This is a genomic window from Arthrobacter globiformis (assembly GCF_046536215.2).
Lineage (GTDB): Bacteria > Actinomycetota > Actinomycetes > Actinomycetales > Micrococcaceae > Arthrobacter > Arthrobacter globiformis_E.
On record NZ_CM143421.1, the window covers coordinates 3917858 to 3937961 of the forward strand.

Genomic DNA, 20104 nt, shown 5'->3' on the forward strand with positions numbered 1-20104 from the left:
TACGTTAATCCAGCAGGGCCGAGACGGCATGGCCAAGGCGGATCTTGCCGACGGGACGGCCGCCGCCGAGGACCGGCTCCACCACCTTCTCGAGCACGCTGGACACGCCCGGGATGTCGACGGCCCCGCAGGCCGCCAGCAGCGTCAGGCCGACCAGCGAGGTGGCCCGCAGGTTGCCGTCGAGCATCTTGAGGGCCACGGAGACCCCCTGGGACGTGGCCATGACCAGGATGCCTTCCGCGCCGATCTTGGCAATGACGTCCAGCTCCTCCATCACGATCGTGTTGGCCTCGCCCCTGCCCTGGACCGCCCACGGATAGTCCAGCATGGAGGTGGCGATGGTTGCGGCGCGGGCGTTGGCGGATTTGTCGGAGGGGGCCTTGGCAAGCAGCGAGTAGGCGCGGGCCAGGCCGGTCAGTGAGATGGCCGCCACCGGTGCGCCGCAGCCGTCGATGCCAAGGTGTGCGATCTTCTCGCCGGAGTACTCCTCGATCACGGTGCGGATGCGCTGCTGCAGCGGGTGGTTGGGCTCAAGGTAGCTGTGCGTGTCCCAGCCGTTTTCGGTGCAGGCCCATAGGAACGCCGCGTGCTTACCCGAGCAGTTGAAGGCCAGCCGGGACTTGCCCCGCTCGGACCGGGTCAGCCAGGTCCGTGCCGTCTCGTCCTGCGGCCACGCTGTGGGGCACTGCAGCTGGTCCTCCTTGACGCCCGCGGCCTTGAGCATGCCTTCGACGACGTCCATGTGGTCGAGCGATCCGGTGTGGCTGGCGCAGGCGAGGGCCACCTGGGCGCCGCGCAGGGGAACGCCGGACTGCATGGCCGCCAGGGCCTGCAGCGGTTTGAGCGTGGACCGGGCCAGGATGGGGGTGGAGATGTCGCCAAGCTGGGTGACCACGTGGCCGTCCGCGGCGAGGACCACGGCAGCCCCGATGTGGCGGGACTCCACGAATCCGCTTCGTTCAACCACGGCGAGTTCGACAGCGGAATCCACAGTGAACGTGGCGTGCGAATTTAGGGCCATGGCCCAAGTCTATGGTGCGGCCGCCTACTGAACCGTGACCATGACCGACTGCCAGCCGGACGCGCCGTCGGGCACAGGATCGGCGCGCTTCTCCGTCTGTACTTCCCCGGTCCCGTCCGTGGCGCGCACCTTGATGTAGTGCGGGCCGGGCTTGGCGTCCCAGGTGAAGGACCACTGCCGCCAGGTGTCAACGGAGGCCTCGTCCGAGAGCACGGCGGCAGCCCAGTCGCCGCCGTCAATCTGCACCTCCACCTTGGTGATGCCCCGGGTCTGTGCCCACGCCGTGCCGCCGATGGCCACCTTCCCGGCGGGCACCGTGGCGAAGGATTTGGGCACCTCCACCCGGGCCATGGTCTTGATGGGGCCGCGCTCCGACCAGCCGCGCTGCGTCCAGTAGGCCTTGCTGTCGGCGAAGCGGGTCACCTCCAGGTCCACCACCCACTTGGTGGCTGACACGAAGCCGTACAGTCCCGGCACCACCATGCGCACCGGGTAGCCGTGCTCCGGCGGCAGCGGTTCGCCGTTCATGCCGATGGCGAGCATGGCGTCGCGGTCATCCTGCAGGACTTCCAGCGGCGTGGAGGCGCTGAACCCGTCGATGGAGGTGGAGAGGACCATGTCCGCGCCGGCGGTGGGCCTGGCCCGCTTGAGCACTTCGCGGATGGGAAGTCCCAGCCACCTGGCGTTGCCGGCGAGGTTGCCGCCTACGGGATTGGAGACGCAGGTGAGGGTCACATGGGACTCGACCAGGTCGGCGTCGAGCAGGTCCTGGAAGGTGAGCCGGACCTCCTGCTCCACGAGCCCGTGCACCCGCAGTTCCCATTCCTCGGCCTTGATCTCCGGGACGCTGAGGGCGGTGTCGATCCGGTAAAAGTCATTGCCGGGCGTCAGCCACGGCGTCACGCCGGGCGTGGCCGACTGCACCCCGGCGGGCACCGCGGCCGCGGGCCGGGCCGGCGCCGGCAGCCGCAGGGATTCCCGCGCCCGGGCCACATTGCTGCGCGCTGTGCTGAGCAGCCGGCCCCCGGCGGCGGCGATACCCGCCGCGGCGGCGGTGAGCCCGGCGGCCCCGAAGAAGGCGCGCCGGGACGTTGCCGGGCGTTCGGGCTCCTTGGCCGCCACATCGGCCGGAGAATCCGGGAAAGCCCGCAGCCGCCACAGCCGCGAGACCAGCAGCCGGAGGACAACCAGCCCGGCCGCGGTCCCCACCAGCGTCGGCACGGCATCCAGCGGCCTGACGCCCGCGCGGGTCACCACGCTGGCCACGATCACCGCGCCCATGAACAGCACGCCCGCTGCCCCGAGCGCCCATCGCCGGTACGCCGCCACGCCCAGCACGCACGCCAGCACCAGAATCGTCAGGCCCATCGCCACGAAGAGCGCTGCCTTGTCATTGGTGCCGAACGTGGCAATCGCGAAGTCCTTCAGCCACGGCGGCGTGAAGTCGATGAAGGTCGAGCCCAGGGCAATCAGGGGAGTGGCGCGGGCCGTAAAGAACGCCCCAACGAGTTCCGCAACGGAAAGAACGACGGCGGCGGCGGCCACCCCGGCGAGGGCCGCCAGTGCGGCCGGTCCCCTAAGCCACCTCATGAGCTTCTTCATGACATGGGTTCGGAGCGGCGGGCCACCCGGATGGTCCGCCGGCCACAACTGAGGCGCACCGCAATTGGTGCCCACTCACAACTGAGGGCCGGGCCTCAGCTTAGGAGCCAGCACGGTGCACAAAGTACCCTTGGAGACTGTGAAGGTACTCGTCATTGGCCCCGGTGGCCGCGAACACGCCATTGTCCGCTCCCTCCTTGCCGACCCCAACGTCTCGGAAGTCCACGCGGCTCCGGGCAACGCCGGCATCAGCAAGCTCGTCCCCACGCACGCCATCAACGGGAACGATCCGGACGCAGTGGCGGCGCTCGCCACCCGGCTCGACGTCGACCTGGTCGTTGTTGGCCCCGAAGCCCCCCTCGCCGCCGGTGTGTCCGACGCCGTGCGCGAGGCTGGCATTCCGGTGTTCGGCCCCAGCAAGGCTGCCGCCCAGCTCGAGGCCTCCAAGGCTTTCGCCAAGCAGATCATGGCCGAGGCCGGCGTTCCCACCGCCATGGCACTGGTAGCCGCCAACGCGGACGAGGCAGCCGCGGCGCTGGACACCTTCGGCGCCCCCTACGTGGTCAAGGACGACGGACTGGCCGCGGGCAAGGGCGTGGTGGTCACCAACGACCGCAACGATGCCCTGGCCCACGCCCAAAGCTGCTTCGACGCCGGCGGAACCGTCGTCATCGAGGAGTTCCTGGACGGCCCCGAGGTCTCTGTGTTCGTCCTGTGCGACGGCCGCAACACCGTGGCACTGTCCCCGGCGCAGGACTTCAAGCGCATCTATGACAACGACGAAGGCCCCAACACCGGCGGCATGGGCGCGTACACCCCGCTCGACTGGGCCCCCGACGGCCTCGTCCAGGAGGTCATCGACCGCATCGCCCAGCCGACCGTGGACGAGATGGCCCGCCGCGGCACCCCGTTCGTCGGCGTGCTGTTCGTCGGCCTCGCGCTGACCAGGCGCGGCACCCGCGTCATCGAATTCAACGTCCGCTTCGGCGATCCCGAAACCCAGGCGGTGCTCGCCCGGCTCAAGACGCCGCTTGGTTCCCTCCTCCTGGCAGCTGCCAAGGGCGAACTGGACCAGGCAGAAGAGCTGCGTTGGTCCAAGGACACGGCAGTCGCCGTCGTCGTTGCTTCCGAAAACTACCCCGACACCCCGCGCACGGGGGACCGCATCCGCGGGCTCAAGAAGGTGGACGAACTGGACGGCGTCCACGTGATCCACGCCGGAACCAAGCTCGACGACGAGGGCAAGGTGGTCTCCGCCGGCGGCCGCGTGCTGGCCGTGGTGGCGCTGGGATCCGACCTCGTGGAGGCGCGGGAACGGGCGTACGACGGCGTGGAGCTGGTTCAGCTGGAAGGCGCCCAGTTCCGCACGGATATCGCAGGCAAGGCGGCACGCGGTGAGATCAAGGTGTCGGCCGCCGTCGCGGCCCCGTCGGCTGCCCAGGCCGGCTCCGCATCGGATGAGAAGGCGTGACAGTGGCTGAACAGGAAGGCCCCCGCGGCCTCGACACCCCGCACATCGAGCTGCCCGGCTGGAACCACGTCTACTCGGGCAAGGTCCGCGACCTGTACGTCCCGGCCAGCGACTCCATCAACGAGCAGTTCGGGCAGGAATGCGTGCTGGTGGTGGCGAGCGACCGCATCAGCGCCTACGACCACGTGCTCAGCAGCGAAATCCCGGACAAGGGACGGATCCTGACCCAGCTGAGCCTCTGGTGGTTCGACCAGCTGGACGTGGAGCACCATGTCCTGGCGTCCACCGTGGAGGACGGCGTCCCGGCCGAGGTCGAGGGCCGGGCCATGATCTGCAAGAAGCTGGACATGTTCCCGGTGGAATGCATCGCCCGCGGCTACCTCACCGGCTCAGGCCTCGTGGAGTACCGGCAGTCCGGCACCGTCTGCGAGATCCCGCTGCCGGAAGGCCTGGTGGACGGCTCCCGGCTGGAGCACGCCATCTTCACTCCCTCCGCCAAGGCCGAGGTGGGCGAGCACGACGAAAACATCACGTACGACGCCGTCGTCTCCATAGTGGGTGACGACATCGCCGCGCGCCTGAGCGAGCTGACGCTGGGCATCTACACCAGGGCGGAGGAGATCGCCCGTGAACGCGGCATCATCCTGGCCGACACCAAGGTGGAGTTCGGCTACGACGTCGTCAACGGCACCATCACCCTCGGCGACGAGGTCCTGACGCCGGACTCTTCCCGCTTCTGGGACGCCGCCACCTACAAGCCCGGCCAGGCGCAGCCCTCCTACGACAAGCAGTTTGTCCGGGACTGGCTGACGTCCCCTGAGTCCGGCTGGGACAAGGCCTCCGACACACCGCCGCCGGCCCTTCCGGCGGACATCGTGGAGCGTACCCGCGCCCGCTACGTCGAGGCGTACGAGAAGCTGACCGGCCGCACGTTCAGCTAGATTCCGGCGAAGTTCAAAGCAAAAGGCGCCCTCTTCGGAGGGCGCCTTTTGTTTTGGCTACTGCTGTGAGCTGGCCTCCGGTGTCAGCTGGCCTCCGGTGTCAGCTGGCTTCGGCAGCTGCGGCGCGGCGCTGGGCGAGCCGGATCTCCAGCACGGCATCGAGGGCCTGCTGGACGCGGTCCTGCGCACCGGCCGCGCTGAACTCCTTCTGCGCCTCCTCCAGGTGCACCAGCGCCTCATCCGCCTCACCCGCGGCCTTCAGTGACTTGCCCAGGAGCAGCGAGACCTCGCCGGCCGTGTGCCGGGCCAGGTCCGCGCGTTCGGCGTGGATGTCGCGGAGCTTCTGCACGGCGGCCACGATGTCGCCGGTGAGGTAGAGCCAGCGGGCGCGGATGAACGCCACCTCCAGCTGGTCCGTCTTGTTGCCGCCCACGATGGACAGGGCCAGTTCCGCGCGTTCAATCGCGGACAGGGTCTCCGGCTCGACGATTCCGGAGGAGAGGCGGACGGCGGCCGACGCCTTGTTGAAGCGGGCCCAGAGCTCGATGTCGTTCGCGGGGGAGAGCAGCTTGGCGGCGCGCTCGTGGTGTTTGATGCCCTCCGGGTAGTCGTGCCGCATGAAGGCGACGTTCCCGATCACCCAGGCCACCTCGCCGGCGAGCTGGGACATTGAGTGCTCGTCCATTTGCTCGTTCATGTCCTGGCAGTACTTCCAGGCCTCGTCCAGCCGCCCGCTCTCGGCCAAAGCACCGATCAGCGCCCGCAGCGCGCCGATGATCAGGGTGGAGCCCTTGGGCAGCTGCGCGCACAGCTCCACGGCCTTCTCGGCATGTTCGACGGCGGTGCTCAGCTGGCCCTGTCCGTGGCACAGGGCGGCGAGCATCTGGCGCGCCCGGACCCCGAGGCCGGCGGATTCGGTGGCCATCGGATGCTCGGACAGGTGCTCCATGATCTTCTGGCATTCCTTGAGCTGGCCCTGCTTCATGAGGCATTCGGCCTGCATGTAGGTCATGTTCCACCAGGCGCTGGTGTTCTTGCCGTCGAGGGCGATCCGGGCCGCGTTGGCGGCGTGCTCGGCCGCGAGGGCGTAGTCGCGCAGGTCCCAGGCCTGCCGGGCGTAGAGTCCGGCCAGGACGTATTCGGCGTCGCTGACGGAGATGGGCTGGCTCCACGCTTCCAGTGCCTTGGGCGCGAGCTCCAGCCTGCGGGCGAGCTCTTCGATGACGTCGGCGGTGGGTTCACGCCGGCCGGTCTCCAGCAAGGAAATGTAGCTGGGGGAGTAGAGATCCTTGCCCAGTTCGGCCTGGGTCAGTCCGCGCTCCAGCCGCTCAGCGCGGAGCTTCTCCCCGAATCCGTTACCCACTGGGGTTCCTCCTATTCCGGACAGCCTTTGTACAGAATGCTTGACACCCTCTGTGGAAAACATTTTACAATGTATGTCAACAAGGACTGTGCTGACTTGGTAACGAATCCGACTCGTATTGAGGAACTCTCACATGTTGAAGAAGATAGCAGCCGCTGCCGTTTTGGCGGGGGCCCTCGCATTTTCTGCTGCGGCTCCCGCCGTTCTGTCTGCAGGCTCGATCGCGGACAACGCGGGCACCTCGGTTGCCATTGGCAACTGGCCGGATCCGATGCGCGTCAAGGACGTGAACACGACCACTATCGGCAATTGGCCTGATCCCATGGTGTCAGAGACCACCATTGGCAACTGGCCCGATCCCATGTAAACAGCTTCCATGAGGAGAACGGTCCCGGAACATGCGCACATCATGTTCCGGGGCCGTTTTTCTTCCCAGAAACAGCAGCCGTAACTAAGGAGTGGGGACCATGGCACGGACAGCGCGGAGAGTGGCAGACGGCCAGCAGCGGGCCTTTTTTCTCTGGACCATCGCAGGCACGTCGCTGATCGTGGCGGCCGCCGCCGGTGCCGCCGTCGTCGAGGTGTTTCAGGGAACGGCCGACGCCGGGACATTCGTCTGGGGGTTGATCGGCATTGCGGCGCTGCTGGAGTCGGTGGTGCTTTTCGCCGTCGGCCTCCGTTTGCGCCACCGCTACCTGAACCAGGTCCAAAGCTACGACAGCCGCGGCGACTACCTGGCGGACGACGGATCACGCCAGCCCAGGGTCCCGCTGCTGGGTGACGGGCAGGCGACCCAGAACATCAACCACCAGAGCCTGAACGGCAACTGAACCCGCAGGCACCCAACTAGGTAGCACTTCAGGGCGTTCCCAGCCCTGGGAACCCCCACAACTGCTACCTACTTGGGTGGCGGGAGCCGTATCTGAAGAAACAGAAAGAGGGCCTCCCCCTGGGGGAGACCCTCTTTCGTTATGGTCGGGATGACAGGATTTGAACCTGCGACCTCTTCGTCCCGAACGAAGCGCGCTACCAAGCTGCGCTACATCCCGATCCGTTGCTGCGAAAGCAACTGAACAAGGATATCCGATACTTGGCCAACATGTGAAATCGAGGTCCGGGAAGGCCGCCGGCTTGGACCAGCCGGCTCAGACCAGCGAGTCCTTCCAAGCGCTGTGCAGCCGTGCGAAGCGGCCTTGGCCACTGATCAGCTCGTCCGGTGTGCCGTCCTCCACCACCTGCCCGTCATGGACCACGAGCACCCGGTCTGCCGTTTCCACCGTGGACAGCCGGTGCGCGATGATCAGCGCCGTGCGGGCGGTTCCGCGTGCCGGCCCCTTGCCGTCCATGCCGCGCAGCAGCCCAGCGAGCCCGCTCTGCACGAGCCGCTCGGAGGGGATGTCCAGCGAGGACGTGGCCTCGTCCAGGATCAGCACCGCGGGCCGGGCGAGGAACGCACGCGCGAAGCTGATGAGCTGGCGCTGGCCCGCGGAGACGCGGCCGCCGCGCTTGTTGACGTCGGTGTCGTACCCCTCGGGGAGCTCCATGATGAACTCGTGCGCGCCCACGGCCTTCGCGGCCGCCTCGATCTCCTCACGCGGTGCGTCTGGCCTGCCCAGGGCGATGTTGTCCGCCACGGAGCCGCTGAACAGGAAGGCCTCCTGGGTGACCATCACGATGTTCCGCCGCAGGTCCGCGGTGGCCAGCTGCCGGACGTCCACGCCGTCGAGCATCACCGACCCGGCGGACACGTCATAGAAGCGGGCAATCAGCTTGGCCAGCGTGGACTTGCCGGCCCCGGTCTGGCCCACCAGCGCCACGGTCTGGCCTGCCGGAATGGTGAGGTTCAGTGCGGGGATGACGAGGGGGCCGCTGCCGTAGCGGAACTCGACGTCCCGGAATTCGACGGCGCCGCGGGCGTCCCGGAGCTCCACGGCGTTCCGCGGCGGCCGGACTGTGGGCACCTCCTCGAGCAGGCCGGAGACCTTCTCCAGCGCGGCCTGCGCGCTTTGGAAGGAGTTGTAGAACATGGCCATCTGGTCTACGGGCTGGAAGAAGCGCTTGGTGGAGAGCATCAGGGCGAGCAGCACGCCCACGGCGAGGTCACCGGTCAGCACCCGGAAGCCGCCGAACAGCAGCACGGCAGCCACGCAGACGTTGCCGATCAGCACGAGGCCGGGCTGGAAGACGCCGTTCAGGTTGATGGAGCGGACTGTCGCCTGCCGGTAGTCCTCGGCGAGTTCGCCGTAGCGTGAAGCGTTTTCGCGCTCCTTGCGGAAGGCCTTGACCGCCCGGATGCCGGTCATGGTCTCGATGAAGTGCACGATGAGCCGGGCCGAGACCACCCGGGACTGCCGGAACGCGATCTGTGAGTGCTTCTGGTACCAGCGGGCCAGGAGAAACATGGGCACGGCCGCGGCCAGCACCACCAGCCCGCTGCGCCAGTCGAGGGCGAAGACGGTGACGGCGGTGAACACCATGAACAGCGCCCCGGAGGCGAGCGAGCTGACACCCGAGTCCAGGAGTTCGCGCAGCGCCTCGAGGTCCGAGGTCTGCCGGGCGATGATCCGGCCCGAGGTGTACTTTTCGTGGAACTCGAGGCTGAGCCGCTGGGTGTGGCGGAACACCCGCAGGCGCAGGTCCAGCAGCATGGCCTGGCTGAGCTTCGCCGTCGAGGTCACGTACAGGGCCGTCAGCCCGGCCGCCGCGAGTGCCGTGATGAGGTAGGCGGCGCCGGTCAGCACCAGCGGCAGGTTGTCGCCGGCCCGGAGGGCGGGCAGCGCGTGGTCGATGCCGAACGCGATCAGCGCCGGACCGGCCACCCGGGCGGCCTGCGACAGGACCACCGTGGCGATGGTGAGCCAGAACCTTAGCCGCACGGGACGGATCAGCGACCCCAGCAAGGCGAGCGACCGGCGTCGGACTGCCTTGCTGTCGCTCTTGCTCAGGTTGGCGTTGTCCTCGTTGGCGGTTCCGAAGGCTGTGGCGCTCATCGGCTGATCTCCTCTGCGTCATCGAGGGCGGACAGCTCAGAGTCCAGGTCCCGGGGTTCCGTTTCCAGGCTTGCGATCACGTAACGGTAATGGCTGTTTCCGGCCAGCAGTTCGGTGTGGGTGCCGACGGCGGTGATGCGGCCGTCCTCCAGCAGCGCCACCCTGTCGGCCAGCGCCACCGTCGACGGCCGGTGGGCGACGATGAGCGTGGTGGTGCCGGCCAGCACCTCCCGCAGCCGGTTTTCCACGAGCTCCTCCGTGTTCACGTCCAAGGCGGACAGGGGATCGTCAAGGACCAGCACGGAGGGCCGGGCCGCGATGGCCCGCGCCAGGGCGAGGCGCTGGCGCTGGCCGCCGGACAGGCTCAGGCCCTCCTCGCCGATCAGGGTGTCCAGCCCCTCGGGCAGCGAATAGGCGAAGTGCGCCTGCGCCGTGTCCAGGGCCTCCTCCAGGATCTTCTCCCGGGTGTCCGTGTCCCCGGACTGGACGCCGAGCAGCACGTTGTCGCGCACCGAGCTCGAGAACAGGGTGGTGTCCTCGAAGGCCACGGACACGAGGGTGCGCAGCTCCTCGACGCTGAACTCCCGCAGGTCCACGCCGTCGATCTCAATGCAACCAGACGTGACATCGTAGAGCCGGGGCACGAGCTGCAGCATGGCGCTCTTGCCGCTGCCGGTGACGCCCACCAGCGCCATGGTTTCGCCCGGACAGATGTCCAGCCTGATGTCCTTCAGGACCGGTTTGTCCGGGGCATCGTCGAAGGCGAACGTGACGTTGTTGAAGCTGAGGGCGCCCTGGACGTCGGCGGGGCGGCGGGGTTCCGCCGCCCCGCCGGTGATGGTGTTTTGGGAGTCCATGACCTCGAAGTGCCGGTCCAGCGCCGTCTTTGCCGTCAGCGCCATGGCCAGCAGCATGCCCGAGAACTCCACGGGCGCGGCGATGACCGCGGCGGTGGCGAAGAACGCCACAAGGGAGCCGATGCTGAGCTGGCCGCTGGCGGCGAGCAGAATGCCCGTGACCAGGCCTGCGCCCAGGGCCAGTTCGGGCAGGAGCGTCACCACCATGCTGAAGACTGCCTGGTGCCGGGCCTTGGCGATCTCCGTCTGACGCAGTTCCTCGGCCTGGCCGTTGAAGGTTTCCAGTGCTTCGCGGCTGCGTCCGAAGGCCTTCAGGACGCGGATGCCGTGGACGGACTCCTCAACGGTGGTGGCGAGGTCGCCCGCCTGGTCCTGGCTGCGCCGGGCAACCTTGCTGAAGCGGGTCCGGAACCGGAAGCCGTACACCATCACGGGGCCGGCGGCGGCGAGGAAAATCAGGGCCAGCTGCCAGCTCATGGTGAACATGACGACGACGCCGATCACCACGGTCAGGGTGGTCACCACCAGCATGATGGCCCCGAACGCCATCCAGCGCCGGATGAAGTTGAGGTCCGTCATGGCCCGGGAGAGCAGCTGGCCCGAGCCCCAGCGGTCGTGGAAGGCGACCGGGAGGTCCTGCAGGTGGCCGTAAAGCGAGACCCGCATCCGGGTCTCCACGGTGGTGGCCGGGTTGATCACGAAGGTGCGCCGCAGTGCTACCAGCACCGCTTCGGCGACGCCCAGGGCCAGGATAAGGCCGGCCGAGCTCCAGACGGCTCCGGCGGTGGCCCCCGGCCGGAGGGAATCGTTGACGAGGACGCGCAGCACCTGCGGAATGGCCAGGGCAACCACGCTGGCCAGGAGCGCGGACAGCAGGCCCATGATCAGCCGCGGCAGGACCGGCTTCACATGCGGATAGAGACGGCTGACGGATCGAAAAAATGAACTCTGCTTGGCCATGCCCGCTTCTCGAACTGATGTAGTTTCCCGTAGCAACTACCCTATGCCATGGCCGGCACGCTTCACAGGTGACCTGTCGCCGGAGGACCAACAGCCCGCCGGGAGACAGCGGGCCGGCGGTCAGGCGCGCGGGGTGAGCGTCAGCAGAACGGCCTCGGGCTTGCAGGCGATGCGGACCGGTGCAAAGCGCGAGGTGCCGATCCCGCCCGAGACGTTGACCGGCGTCGTGCTTCCATTGCTGCTCCAGTCGTGGAGGCCCTTGGCCCGCCAGGTGGGGATGTCGCAGTTGGCGACGAGGGCGCCGTACCCCGGGATGCAGAGCTGGCCCCCGTGCGTGTGGCCGGCCAGGAGCAGGTCCGCGCCGTCCTCGGTGAAGTGGTCCAGGACCCGCTGGTACGGGGCGTGAATGACCGCGACGCGCAGGTGGTCCTTGGCGTTCTGGCCCCTGGTGCCGCGCGGCCAGCCGGCGTACCGTTCGCGGTTGAGGTGCGGATCATCCACTCCTGAGAAATCGAACCGCATGCCGTTCAGGACCACGGACTGGTGCCGGTTGGTCAGGTCGATCCAGCCGTTCATGCCGAAGCCGGAGCGCAGGCGCGGCCAGTCGAGTTCCTGCCGGTCCGGTGCCGCCTTGGAAGGGCCCATCAGGTAGGCGGCGGGGTTCTTCAGCTTGGGCGCGTAGTAGTCATTGGAGCCCGGAACAAACACACCCGGAAACTCCATGAGCGGCGCCAGCGCGTGGAGGAGCGGGTCCACGGCCTTGGGGTGGCTGAGGTTGTCACCCGTATTCACCACCAGATCCGGCCGAAGCGCTGCCAGCGACTGCAGCCACTCCGCCTTGGCCTTCTGGCCCGGAACGAAGTGGATGTCGCTCAGGTGCAGGATCCGGAACGGAGCCTGGCCAGCCGGAAGGATCGGAACGGTCTCCTCGCGGAGCACGAACTGGTTCTTCTCCCACAGCCCGTAGGCCGTGGCGGCGAGGGCGGCCGCGGTCCCGGCGCCTGCGGTGACGGCAAAGCCGCGCCCGATGCCACGGACGCGGCTTGCCACGCGTGAAAGGTCAGCCACGGTCAGCCGTTCCCCTTGGGGCGGTTGCCATTTCCACTTCCGTTACTGCTGTTGCCGGTGCCCCCGGTGCTGCCGCCCGTGTTTCCGCCATTGTTCCCACCGGTGTCTCCGCCGGTGTTGCCGCCCTGGGACGGGTTGTTGGGTACGGTGGGCTCGAACTGCGGCGTGCCGTAAAGCAGGTTCGACGGCGGTTCCGGGAAGGCTTCCGTGCCGTAGCCCGGGGCGATCTGCGACATGAAATTGGAGAACATCGGCCCGGCGATCATGTAGCCGTCGATGCCGGTGTAGAACTTGCCGTTGACCGTCACGTTCTGGCCCGCCCGGCCCTGGGAACCGAGTGCGTCACCAAACCAGGCAGCCGTCGCGAGGCCCATGGTGTGGCCGACAACCCAGGTGGAGCCGTTGTTGTTGGACGTACCGGTCTTGGCCGCGATCGGGAAGTTGGTCTGCGTGGAGATCCGCGGCTGAATCAGGGAGCCTGACCCCTCGTTCAGCACCTTCTGCAGGGCATAGTTCACGCCGCGCGCCACCTCGGGCTTGAGGGCGTCCCGGCAGGCCGGGGACTGGGCCGGCAGCTGTGCACCGGTCTGGTCGGTCACCGAGGTGATGGCGATCGGGGCGCAGTACTTGCCGTCGTTCGCGAACGTGGCAAAGGCGCTGGCCATGGTCAGCGGAGCGGTCTGCGTGGAGCCGAGCAGGTTGCCAAGGGTGGTCATGGTGATGCTCGGATTCGCGTCGACGATCGCGTTGGTGTCCTTGTCACGGATCGGCAGGCCGCCGTGCAGCCCGACGGCGTCCACAACCTTCTGGATGCCGCACAGGTCAACCTGCGAGGCCGAGGCGAACGTTGCGGTGTTGATGGAGTTCTTCAGACCGTCGAGCACCGTCATGTTCCGGTAGTAGCCCTCTTCGGCGTTCTGCAGGTCCTCCGTGCCGTTGGTGCTGTCATACCAGCCCACCGTGGGGGTGGGGCAGGTGTTCTGCCAGGGGAAGTCCTGCGGGTACCGGCGCTGGGCGGCATTAACGATGGTGTTCATCGACTTGCCTTCGTTCAGCCACTCCGCAAACGTGAACGGCTTCATGGTGGAGCCGGGCTGTGCGCCACCCAGGCCGTTCAGGTCGTTGCCCTGGTCGTCGTACTGGTCGACGCTGAAGTTGATCTGCGAGTCGAACTTGCCCTTGCCCGCAAACCATGAGGTGTTCTGGGCCATGTTGGTGATCTTGCCCGTGCCCGGTTCAACGGACACCAGCGCGGCGCCCCACTTGTCCGGGTTCGAGCCGGCGGCGGCGTTCACCTGGTCCTGGGCAACCTTCTGCGCCTTCGGATCAAGGGTGGTCTTGATGGTCAGGCCGCCGCGGAACACCTTCTTCTCGCGTTCGGTGGCATCCGCACCGTACGCCGGGTTGTTCAGCAGGAGGTGCAGGACGTAGTCACAGAAGTACGGGGCAGTGGGCGAGTAGGCGCAGCCCTGCCGAGCCGGGGTCACCTTCGGCTTGACCGGGGTTGCCACGGCGGCGGTGTACTGCGCTTTGGTGATCTTGTTGTGGTTGAGCATGGCACTCAGCACCAGGTCCCGGCGCTTCTTGGCGTTGTCCGGGTTGGTGATCGGGTCGAAGGCCGACGGGCTGTTCACGAGGCCGGCGAGCAGCGCAGCCTGGGGGAGCGTCAGGTCCTTCGCGGTGGTGCTGAAGAAGAACTTGGAGGCGGCCTCAATACCGTAGGCGTCACGGTTGAAGAAGACGATGTTCAGGTAGCCCTCAAGGATCTGCTCCTTGGTGAATTTCTTCTCCAGGGCGATCGCGAGCTTCATTTCGCGGAGTTTGTCGCCGACGCCCTTGTTAACGCCGTTGAGCTTGACCTCGTCGGAGTTGCCCTCCGCTTCAAGGTTGGCGTTGAGGACGTTGTTGACGTACTGCTGCGTGATGGTGGAGGCACCCTGCTTGTTGCCGCGTGCCGTGGCGACCAGGGCGCGGAGGATGCCGGTGGTGTCCACGCCGCCGTGCTCGTAGAAGCGGCTGTCCTCAATGGAGATCACCGCGTCCTTCATGAACGGGGAGATCTGGTCCAGCGGGACGCGGGTGCGGTTCTCCGCGTAAAGGTTGGCGATCACGCTCCCGTCCGCGGCCAGGACCTTGGTGGACTGGCTGGGCGGGTCCACCTGGAGTTCAGCGGGAAGGGTGTCAAAGAATTCGATCGAGCCGCTGGCTGTGCTGCCCGAAACGGCGGCTGCAGGAACCAGCAGGCCGGCCACGAGGACGCCACAAATAGCGCTCACGCCAAGGAAGCCAAAAATTTTTCCGAGGGTGGTGGCCGTGTCGAATATGGGGTTCTTACGAGTCGCCATGTTCTCCAGTTTACCGGCAACGATTAGGCTTTATTTCATGACCAAATGGGAGTACGCCACGATTCCGCTCATCATCCACGCCACGAAGCAGATTCTGGACCAGTGGGGAGACGACGGCTGGGAGCTTGTTCAGGTAGTCCCCGGACCCGACGGCAACGGCCTTGTCGCCTACCTTAAGAGGGAGAAGCAGTAGCATGACCACCCCCCAGGAAACCGCTTCCAGCGCTGATCTGGCGCCTTCGTCCGCCGTCGAGCAGCGTCTCGCCGAGCTGGGACTGACCCTCCCGGAAGTTGCCGCGCCGGTCGCCGCATACGTGCCGGCCGTCGTCTCCGGCAACCACGTTTACACTTCCGGGCAGCTGCCGTTTATTAACGGCAAACTCGAAGCTACGGGCAAGGTGTCCGCCGGCACCGAGGGAACCTCGGACGAGCCGACTGTGTCGCCGGAAGACGCGAAGGCATACGCCGCCGTCTGTGCCGTGAACGCCCTGGCCGCCGTGAAGAGCGTCATCGGCGACCTCGACCGCATCACGCGCATCGTCAAGGTGGTGGGCTTTGTCTCCTCCGATCCTTCCTTTACCGGCCAGCCCGGCGTCATCAACGGCGCGTCCGAGCTCCTGGGCCGCGTCTTCGGTGACGCTGGCCAGCACGCCCGTTCCGCCGTCGGCGTTTCAGTCCTGCCGCTCGACTCTCCCGTGGAAGTCGAACTGATCGCCGAATTCAGTTAGGGAGCAGTAGGTTCCTTTGCCCCACCTAGCACGCCGGCTCTTTGTTCTTCCTCCCGACCTTGAAGGGGCGGCAAGAAGCTGGCTCGAACACGGCGAGCGGACTCCCCGCAAGCCCCGTTTCGCCTCCTCCGTGGTACTCCTCCGGGATTCGCCCACGGGCCTGGAAACCTGGCTCGGTTACCGTCCGGGGGAGTCGCCGCTGGGCGTCGTCGCCTTCCCGGGCGGTTCCCTGGACGCGTCCGACGACGACGCCGTCGGCTGGCTGGGCCCCTCACCCCAGCACTGGGCTGAGCAGATGGGTACGGACGACGTCGGGCTCGCCCGCCGCCACGTGGTGGGCGCGGTCCGCGAACTGTTCGAGGAGACCGGCGTGCTGCTGGCGGGCCCGGATCTGTCCTCCACTGTGGAGGCCACGTCCACAGCCGAGTGGATGAAGGCCCGGGAAGCGGTGGCGTCGCAGGAAAAATCGTTCACCGAGGAACTGGCCAAGCGCGGCCTCTCCCTCCGCACCGACCTGCTCAAGCCGCTCGTGAACTGGCTCAGCCCGGACTTCGCGCACCGGCGCTTCAATACCCGGTACTTCGCGGCCACCGTCCCCATGAACCAGCAGCCCTCCATCCTGGAGAGCAAGGGCGTCTGGGGCCGGTGGGTGTGCGCCACCAAGGTCATCGCCGAACGCGACACGACTGTCCTCGGCGACGAGGTCGGCCAGGACAACACCGTCGGCCTCACCCTCGGCCAGCTCATGGTTCCCGGCTCGGAAATCATGCTCGAGAAGATGGCCAAGGCCAACGGCTGCATCGCCTACCTCAGCTACAAGCGCACGCCGCACGTCTACCAGCCCCGGCTCGTCGACGAAAACGGAACGCTCATGCTCGAAGTCGAAGCAGCCAAAACAGTAGCCGGAGAGCCCCAGCGCGAACGGTAGGAAAGTCCACCGGACACGCAAAAGGTCTGGGGACACGCGAATGTGCGTGTCCCCAGACCTTTTGTGTGTCCTCGAACTGTTTGCGGCTGAGTTAGCGGGAGCGCTGGCGGAGGCGCTGCATGTCCAGGATCACGACGGCGCGTGCCTCGAGGCGCAGCCAGCCGCGCTGGACGAACTCGGCGAGTGCCTTGTTGACGGTTTCGCGGGAGGCACCGACCAGCTGGGCCAGTTCCTCCTGGGTGAGTTCGTGGGCGACGAGAACGCCGTCAGTGGCGGGACGGCCGAAGCGGTCGGCGAGGTCCAGGAGGGCCTTGGCCACGCGGCCGGGCACGTCGGAGAAGACCAGGTCGGAGAGGGAATCGTTGGTGCGGCGGAGGCGGCGGGCCAGTGCCTGCAGGAGCTGGGCGGAGACCTCGGGGCGGGTCCGCAGCAGGGAGTTCAGGCTCTCGTTCTTGAGCCCGGCCAGGCGGGTTTCCGAGACGGCGGTGGCCGTGGCGGTGCGGGGGCTGGGGTCGAAGAGGGCCATCTCGCCGAAGAGCTCGCCCGGGCCGAGGATGGCCAGCAGGGATTCGCGGCCGTCGGGGGAGGTGCGGCCGAGCTTTACCTTGCCGGAGACGATGAAGTAGAGCTGGTCACCCTGGTCGCCTTCGCGGAAGACGGATGCGCCGCGGGACAGGTCGACCTCGGTCAGTTCGTCCGTCAGCAGGCGGAACGCGTCGTCGTCCAGCGTGGCGAAAAGGGGTGCGCGGCGCAATACCTCGATGTCCATGAATTCTCCTGAGTAAAAGTGTCGTCTGGGGCGCTTGTGCCATTGTTTCAGAATTTTCAACGTTCTGTGACGTACTTGGCAGCTGAAACGCCCTAAAAGACGCCGCGAGACCAGCGTAGGCTCCGCCGATCCACGGCAAACTGTCAGACTTCGCCAGTAGAATCGGGGCTTAGCTGCTTTTGAGGAGACCCGGTGTTTGGCCTGACCGTTCTGGACCTTGCGTTGATTCTCACGCTTTTGTCCTATCTGATCTACGGCCTGCGCAACGGCTTCCTGGTGACTGTCGGCGGCCTTGCCGGCTTCGCGGCCGGCGCCGTGGCCGCTTTCCTCTCCGTTCCGCTGGTCAGCGACTTCGTGGAGGACAGCGGTTGGCGCCTGACCGCCATCATCGGCACCGCCGTCCTGCTGGTGGTCCTGGGCAACGCGCTCGGCACCATGATCGGGCGCAGCATCCGCAGCGCAGTGCGCATGCAGCCGCTTCGGGCTGTGGACAGGCTCATCGGCGGCGGCGTAAACCTGGTCGTGTCCGCGCTGGTCATGTCCATGCTGGCCTTCAGTATCAGCTCCCTTGGCGTGCCATTCGTGTCGCAGCAACTGGCCGAGTCCAAGGTGATCCGTTTCATAGACGGGCTGACGCCCAACCCGGTCAAATCCGCGATGGCGCAGCTGCGTTCGGCGGTTATCGGCGACGGCATCCCGACGCTCATCGAGGGCATCGGACAGGACCAGCAGGTTACGGTTCCGAACGCCAGCACGGACACCCCGGCGCTGAACAGGGCAGCAGGTTCGGTCCTGAAGATTGCCGGGACCGCGTTCCAGTGCGGGCAGAACCAGACCGGAACAGGCTTTGTTGTATCGCCCGGACGCGTGGTGACCAACGCGCACGTTGTGGCAGGTGTCTCGCAACCGGTGGTGGAAGTCCCCGGCGGTGGCGCCATGCCCGGCAGGGTGGTGTATTTCGACAGCAAGCGCGACCTCGCCGTCCTGGCCGTGGATGGCCTGCCCACCGCGGCACTGCCGCTGAGCTCCGACCTGCCCGCAGGAACCTCCGCCGCCTTTGCCGGCTACCCGCACGGCGGCCCCTATCAGTCCAAACCGGCCACCGTGCAGGGCATTTCAACCGTGCTGGTGCCGGACATCTATGGCAACAACCCCGTTCCCGACGAGGTGTACAAGCTTGCCGGCGACGTCCAGCCCGGCAACTCGGGCGGTCCGCTGCTTACCACCAACGGTGAGGTGGCGGGTGTCATCTTCGCCAAGACAACGTCCAATGCGGCCCTGGGCTTCGCGATTCCGATGATCGACCTCCGGCCGGTGGCTGCAGAGGCGCCGGGCCTGTCCAGCCCCGTGTCGTCCGGGCAGTGCATCCAGCAATAAGGGCATCCAGCAATAAGGGGGGCATCCGGCTGTAAGGGCAGCCGGCACCAGGTTCAGCCGGTTACAGCCAGTCCAGGCTCTGGCCGTGCGGGCCGGTGATGGCCACCGGCCCGCCGTTGTGCAGCAGCAGGAAGTTCCCGCGAAGGCGGCTGGGGTCCATCTCCGGGACAACCGCCGAGCCGTCCTGCTGGATGATCACCGTCTCGCCCTCGTTGGACAGCCAGTGGCAACCCCGGTCCTGTGCCAGCGCCTGCATGGCTGTCCGGAATCTGGCCCGCCCGTCGGCGCTGAGGTAACCCATTACGGCGCTGTGGAACACTACCAGCGCGGCGTCGGCCGGCGCCTGGCCGGCCAGTGCGGGCAGCTGCTCGTTCAGGTCGCCGGCCACCAGTAAAGGCGGATCTTCACGCGCAACGGCGATCGCCCGGCGCAGCCGCTCGCGGCGGAACTCCTGCTCGGGCCAGATCAGCGCCTCAAGCCAGGCGACGTCGTCGGGATTCCGCACATCCAGCGGATTCAGGTCGATTCCGGCCCGCCACACCACTTCAGGCAAGCTGTCGGGCAGGGGAACCGGGCCGGCTGTCCGGCAGCGCAGGACGGGAGGTTCCGGCAGTTCGCCGAACGGGACGGGACCCAAGCGCGCAACTGACGAGCCGTCGTCGTACTCGTAGCTGTAGCGGTCCGGGAACAGGGCAAGCCCAGCGGAGGCGCCCACCTCGATCAAAGCGAGCGGCCTGCCCTCGGCGGCCGCGATGGCCGCGAGCGAGGGAAGCAGGGTGGCGCACCGGCCCACCTCGTTGGTCTGGGTGGCGCGGGACAGGACGGTGCGGGAGACCGCGTCCCAGTGCTCGTCCAGGAATGTCCGGAACTCGGGGTACGGGGAGACTTGGGCGCCCAGGAACCGGGCGGCGGCGAGCATCAGCAGGGGCTGGCGCTTGTTGTACGGCCACTCGTCGATCCGCGCAATCAGCCCGGGATCGTCGGCGACGTGCAGCGACCAGTCGGCGTAGCAGGGCGAGGAACCGGGGGCATCAACCGTGCCGAAGTGCCGGTACCACTCTGCGGTGCCGGATCCGGCAGCGGACCCCGCCGCCGGCATGGTCAGGCCTTGCCGGCATTCAGGTCGGCGAGGTACTCCACGGCGAACCGGTAGCCCAGGATCCCGGCGCCGGCGATGACGGCCTTGCTGATGTCCGAGAGGTAGGAGTGGTGCCGGAATTCCTCGCGGGCGTGCACGTTGGTGATGTGGACTTCCACGGCGGGGAGCTGCACCGCGGAGATGGCGTCGCGGATGGCCACCGAGGTGTGGGTGTAGGCGCCGGCGTTCAGCACGATGCCGATGGCCTTGCCGCGCGCGGCGTGGATGGCGTCCACCAGGGCGCCCTCGTGGTTGGACTGGAAGCACTCGACGTCGAGTCCGCGGGCGGCGGCGGCGTCCTTGGCGAGCTGTTCGACGTCGGCCAGGGTGGCCGTGCCGTACTTTTCCGGCTCGCGGGTGCCGAGGAGGTTCAGGTTGGGGCCGTTCAGGACCAGGATGGTGCCGCGGCCGGCTTCGGTGGCAGAGGGGGCTTCAGTCATGACTGCCAATCTATCGCGTCGGCCTGCCGGTCTTTCGAGGGCGGGACCTTCATTACGGAAACACGGCCGTTACGGAAACGCCGCGCCCGCACCGCCGGCGGGAAGG

Annotated in this window: 18 protein-coding genes and 1 tRNA gene; 8 read left to right on the forward strand and 11 right to left on the reverse strand. The window is 67.3% G+C overall.

Annotated elements, in window-relative coordinates; translation table 11 throughout:
- Nucleotides 1–4: 4 nt before the first annotated feature.
- On the reverse strand, nt 5–1021 hold the full coding sequence (locus tag R5O87_RS17670; protein ID WP_410557212.1) for an asparaginase: 1017 nt from the start codon (nt 1019–1021) through the stop codon (nt 5–7).
- 24 nt (nt 1022–1045) lie between these two features.
- Nucleotides 1046–2623 (reverse strand): molybdopterin-dependent oxidoreductase, encoded by a 1578-nt coding sequence (locus tag R5O87_RS17675; protein ID WP_410557213.1) that lies wholly within the window; start codon nt 2621–2623, stop codon nt 1046–1048.
- Between the two features lie 139 nt (nt 2624–2762).
- Between R5O87_RS17675 and purD the strand changes: the two genes are divergently transcribed.
- Entirely contained in the window at nt 2763–4094 is a 1332-nt protein-coding gene (gene purD, locus R5O87_RS17680) for a phosphoribosylamine--glycine ligase (RefSeq protein WP_410557274.1), read from the forward strand.
- 2 nt (nt 4095–4096) lie between these two features.
- Nucleotides 4097–5035, forward strand: coding sequence for a phosphoribosylaminoimidazolesuccinocarboxamide synthase (locus R5O87_RS17685; protein WP_410557214.1), 939 nt, complete (start codon nt 4097–4099; stop codon nt 5033–5035).
- A gap of 100 nt (nt 5036–5135) precedes the next feature.
- On the opposite strand, the gene R5O87_RS17690 is transcribed toward R5O87_RS17685, so the two are convergent.
- The gene (locus R5O87_RS17690; protein WP_003797893.1) at nt 5136–6398 is read right to left on the reverse strand and encodes a helix-turn-helix domain-containing protein; all 1263 of its coding nucleotides are present in this window, start codon (nt 6396–6398) and stop codon (nt 5136–5138) included.
- Between the two features lie 133 nt (nt 6399–6531).
- Between R5O87_RS17690 and R5O87_RS17695 the strand changes: the two genes are divergently transcribed.
- Complete coding sequence (locus R5O87_RS17695; RefSeq protein ID WP_102971609.1) at nt 6532–6765, forward strand: hypothetical protein; 234 nt, start codon at nt 6532–6534, stop codon at nt 6763–6765.
- Nucleotides 6766–6865: 100 nt separating this feature from the next.
- A complete protein-coding gene (locus R5O87_RS17700) occupies nt 6866–7228 on the forward strand; it encodes a hypothetical protein (protein ID WP_410557215.1) in 363 nt (120 codons plus the stop codon).
- 142 nt (nt 7229–7370) lie between these two features.
- Here the strand turns inward: R5O87_RS17700 and R5O87_RS17705 are convergent.
- The 5 genes from R5O87_RS17705 to R5O87_RS17725 all read right to left on the reverse strand — a co-directional run bounded on the left by R5O87_RS17705 (nt 7371) and on the right by R5O87_RS17725 (nt 14618).
- A tRNA-Pro gene (locus tag R5O87_RS17705) sits at nt 7371–7447 on the reverse strand.
- A gap of 96 nt (nt 7448–7543) precedes the next feature.
- Entirely contained in the window at nt 7544–9388 is a 1845-nt protein-coding gene (locus R5O87_RS17710) for an ABC transporter ATP-binding protein (protein ID WP_410557216.1), read from the reverse strand.
- The gene (locus tag R5O87_RS17715; RefSeq protein ID WP_410557217.1) at nt 9385–11205 is read right to left on the reverse strand and encodes an ABC transporter ATP-binding protein; all 1821 of its coding nucleotides are present in this window, start codon (nt 11203–11205) and stop codon (nt 9385–9387) included. The genes R5O87_RS17710 and R5O87_RS17715 overlap by 4 nt, the downstream gene beginning before the upstream one ends.
- Before the next feature lie 120 nt (nt 11206–11325).
- Nucleotides 11326–12273: a metallophosphoesterase gene (locus tag R5O87_RS17720; protein ID WP_410557218.1), complete on the reverse strand. Its 948-nt coding sequence runs from the start codon at nt 12271–12273 to the stop codon at nt 11326–11328.
- Nucleotides 12274–12275: 2 nt separating this feature from the next.
- A complete protein-coding gene (locus R5O87_RS17725) occupies nt 12276–14618 on the reverse strand; it encodes a transglycosylase domain-containing protein (protein WP_410557219.1) in 2343 nt (780 codons plus the stop codon).
- 37 nt (nt 14619–14655) lie between these two features.
- Between R5O87_RS17725 and R5O87_RS17730 the strand changes: the two genes are divergently transcribed.
- Genes R5O87_RS17730 through R5O87_RS17740 form a run of 3 tightly spaced genes read left to right on the forward strand, consistent with a single transcriptional unit; the run spans nt 14656 to nt 16274 of the window.
- Nucleotides 14656–14811, forward strand: a complete 156-nt coding sequence (locus R5O87_RS17730; protein ID WP_003797879.1) for a DUF4177 domain-containing protein — start codon at nt 14656–14658, stop codon at nt 14809–14811.
- Nucleotide 14812: 1 nt separating this feature from the next.
- The gene (locus R5O87_RS17735) at nt 14813–15346 is read left to right on the forward strand and encodes a RidA family protein (protein WP_378001071.1); all 534 of its coding nucleotides are present in this window, start codon (nt 14813–14815) and stop codon (nt 15344–15346) included.
- A gap of 16 nt (nt 15347–15362) precedes the next feature.
- On the forward strand, nt 15363–16274 hold the full coding sequence (locus R5O87_RS17740; RefSeq protein WP_410557220.1) for an NUDIX hydrolase: 912 nt from the start codon (nt 15363–15365) through the stop codon (nt 16272–16274).
- A gap of 91 nt (nt 16275–16365) precedes the next feature.
- Here R5O87_RS17740 and R5O87_RS17745 read toward each other — a convergent pair whose 3' ends face one another.
- Nucleotides 16366–17043 carry a Crp/Fnr family transcriptional regulator gene (locus R5O87_RS17745; RefSeq protein ID WP_003797871.1) on the reverse strand — a complete coding sequence of 226 codons (678 nt, stop codon included), beginning with the start codon at nt 17041–17043 and terminating at the stop codon, nt 16366–16368.
- A 192-nt stretch (nt 17044–17235) separates the two neighbouring features.
- On the opposite strand from R5O87_RS17745, the gene R5O87_RS17750 reads away from it, so the two are divergent.
- Nucleotides 17236–18420: a MarP family serine protease gene (locus R5O87_RS17750; protein WP_410557221.1), complete on the forward strand. Its 1185-nt coding sequence runs from the start codon at nt 17236–17238 to the stop codon at nt 18418–18420.
- 61 nt (nt 18421–18481) lie between these two features.
- Here R5O87_RS17750 and R5O87_RS17755 read toward each other — a convergent pair whose 3' ends face one another.
- Complete coding sequence (locus tag R5O87_RS17755) at nt 18482–19519, reverse strand: DUF2332 domain-containing protein (RefSeq protein WP_410557222.1); 1038 nt, start codon at nt 19517–19519, stop codon at nt 18482–18484.
- Between the two features lie 2 nt (nt 19520–19521).
- On the reverse strand, nt 19522–19998 hold the full coding sequence (gene aroQ / locus R5O87_RS17760; protein WP_377948473.1) for a type II 3-dehydroquinate dehydratase: 477 nt from the start codon (nt 19996–19998) through the stop codon (nt 19522–19524).
- Between the last annotated feature and the right edge of the window lie 106 nt (nt 19999–20104).

Excerpts from the sequence above, each read along its gene's own strand:
- R5O87_RS17670 (WP_410557212.1), bottom strand. The coding sequence starts at position 1,021 with ATGGCCCTAAATTCGCACGCCACGTTCACTGTGGATTCCGCTGTCGAA.
- R5O87_RS17675 (WP_410557213.1), bottom strand. The coding sequence starts at position 2,623 with ATGAAGAAGCTCATGAGGTGGCTTAGGGGACCGGCCGCACTGGCGGCC.
- R5O87_RS17695 (WP_102971609.1), top strand. The coding sequence starts at position 6,532 with ATGTTGAAGAAGATAGCAGCCGCTGCCGTTTTGGCGGGGGCCCTCGCA.
- R5O87_RS17700 (WP_410557215.1), top strand. The coding sequence starts at position 6,866 with ATGGCACGGACAGCGCGGAGAGTGGCAGACGGCCAGCAGCGGGCCTTT.
- R5O87_RS17710 (WP_410557216.1), bottom strand. The coding sequence starts at position 9,388 with ATGAGCGCCACAGCCTTCGGAACCGCCAACGAGGACAACGCCAACCTG.
- R5O87_RS17715 (WP_410557217.1), bottom strand. The coding sequence starts at position 11,205 with ATGGCCAAGCAGAGTTCATTTTTTCGATCCGTCAGCCGTCTCTATCCG.
- R5O87_RS17725 (WP_410557219.1), bottom strand. The coding sequence starts at position 14,618 with ATGGCGACTCGTAAGAACCCCATATTCGACACGGCCACCACCCTCGGA.
- R5O87_RS17730 (WP_003797879.1), top strand. The coding sequence starts at position 14,656 with ATGACCAAATGGGAGTACGCCACGATTCCGCTCATCATCCACGCCACG.
- R5O87_RS17735 (WP_378001071.1), top strand. The coding sequence starts at position 14,813 with ATGACCACCCCCCAGGAAACCGCTTCCAGCGCTGATCTGGCGCCTTCG.
- R5O87_RS17745 (WP_003797871.1), bottom strand. The coding sequence starts at position 17,043 with ATGGACATCGAGGTATTGCGCCGCGCACCCCTTTTCGCCACGCTGGAC.
- R5O87_RS17755 (WP_410557222.1), bottom strand. The coding sequence starts at position 19,519 with ATGCCGGCGGCGGGGTCCGCTGCCGGATCCGGCACCGCAGAGTGGTAC.
- aroQ (WP_377948473.1), bottom strand. The coding sequence starts at position 19,998 with ATGACTGAAGCCCCCTCTGCCACCGAAGCCGGCCGCGGCACCATCCTG.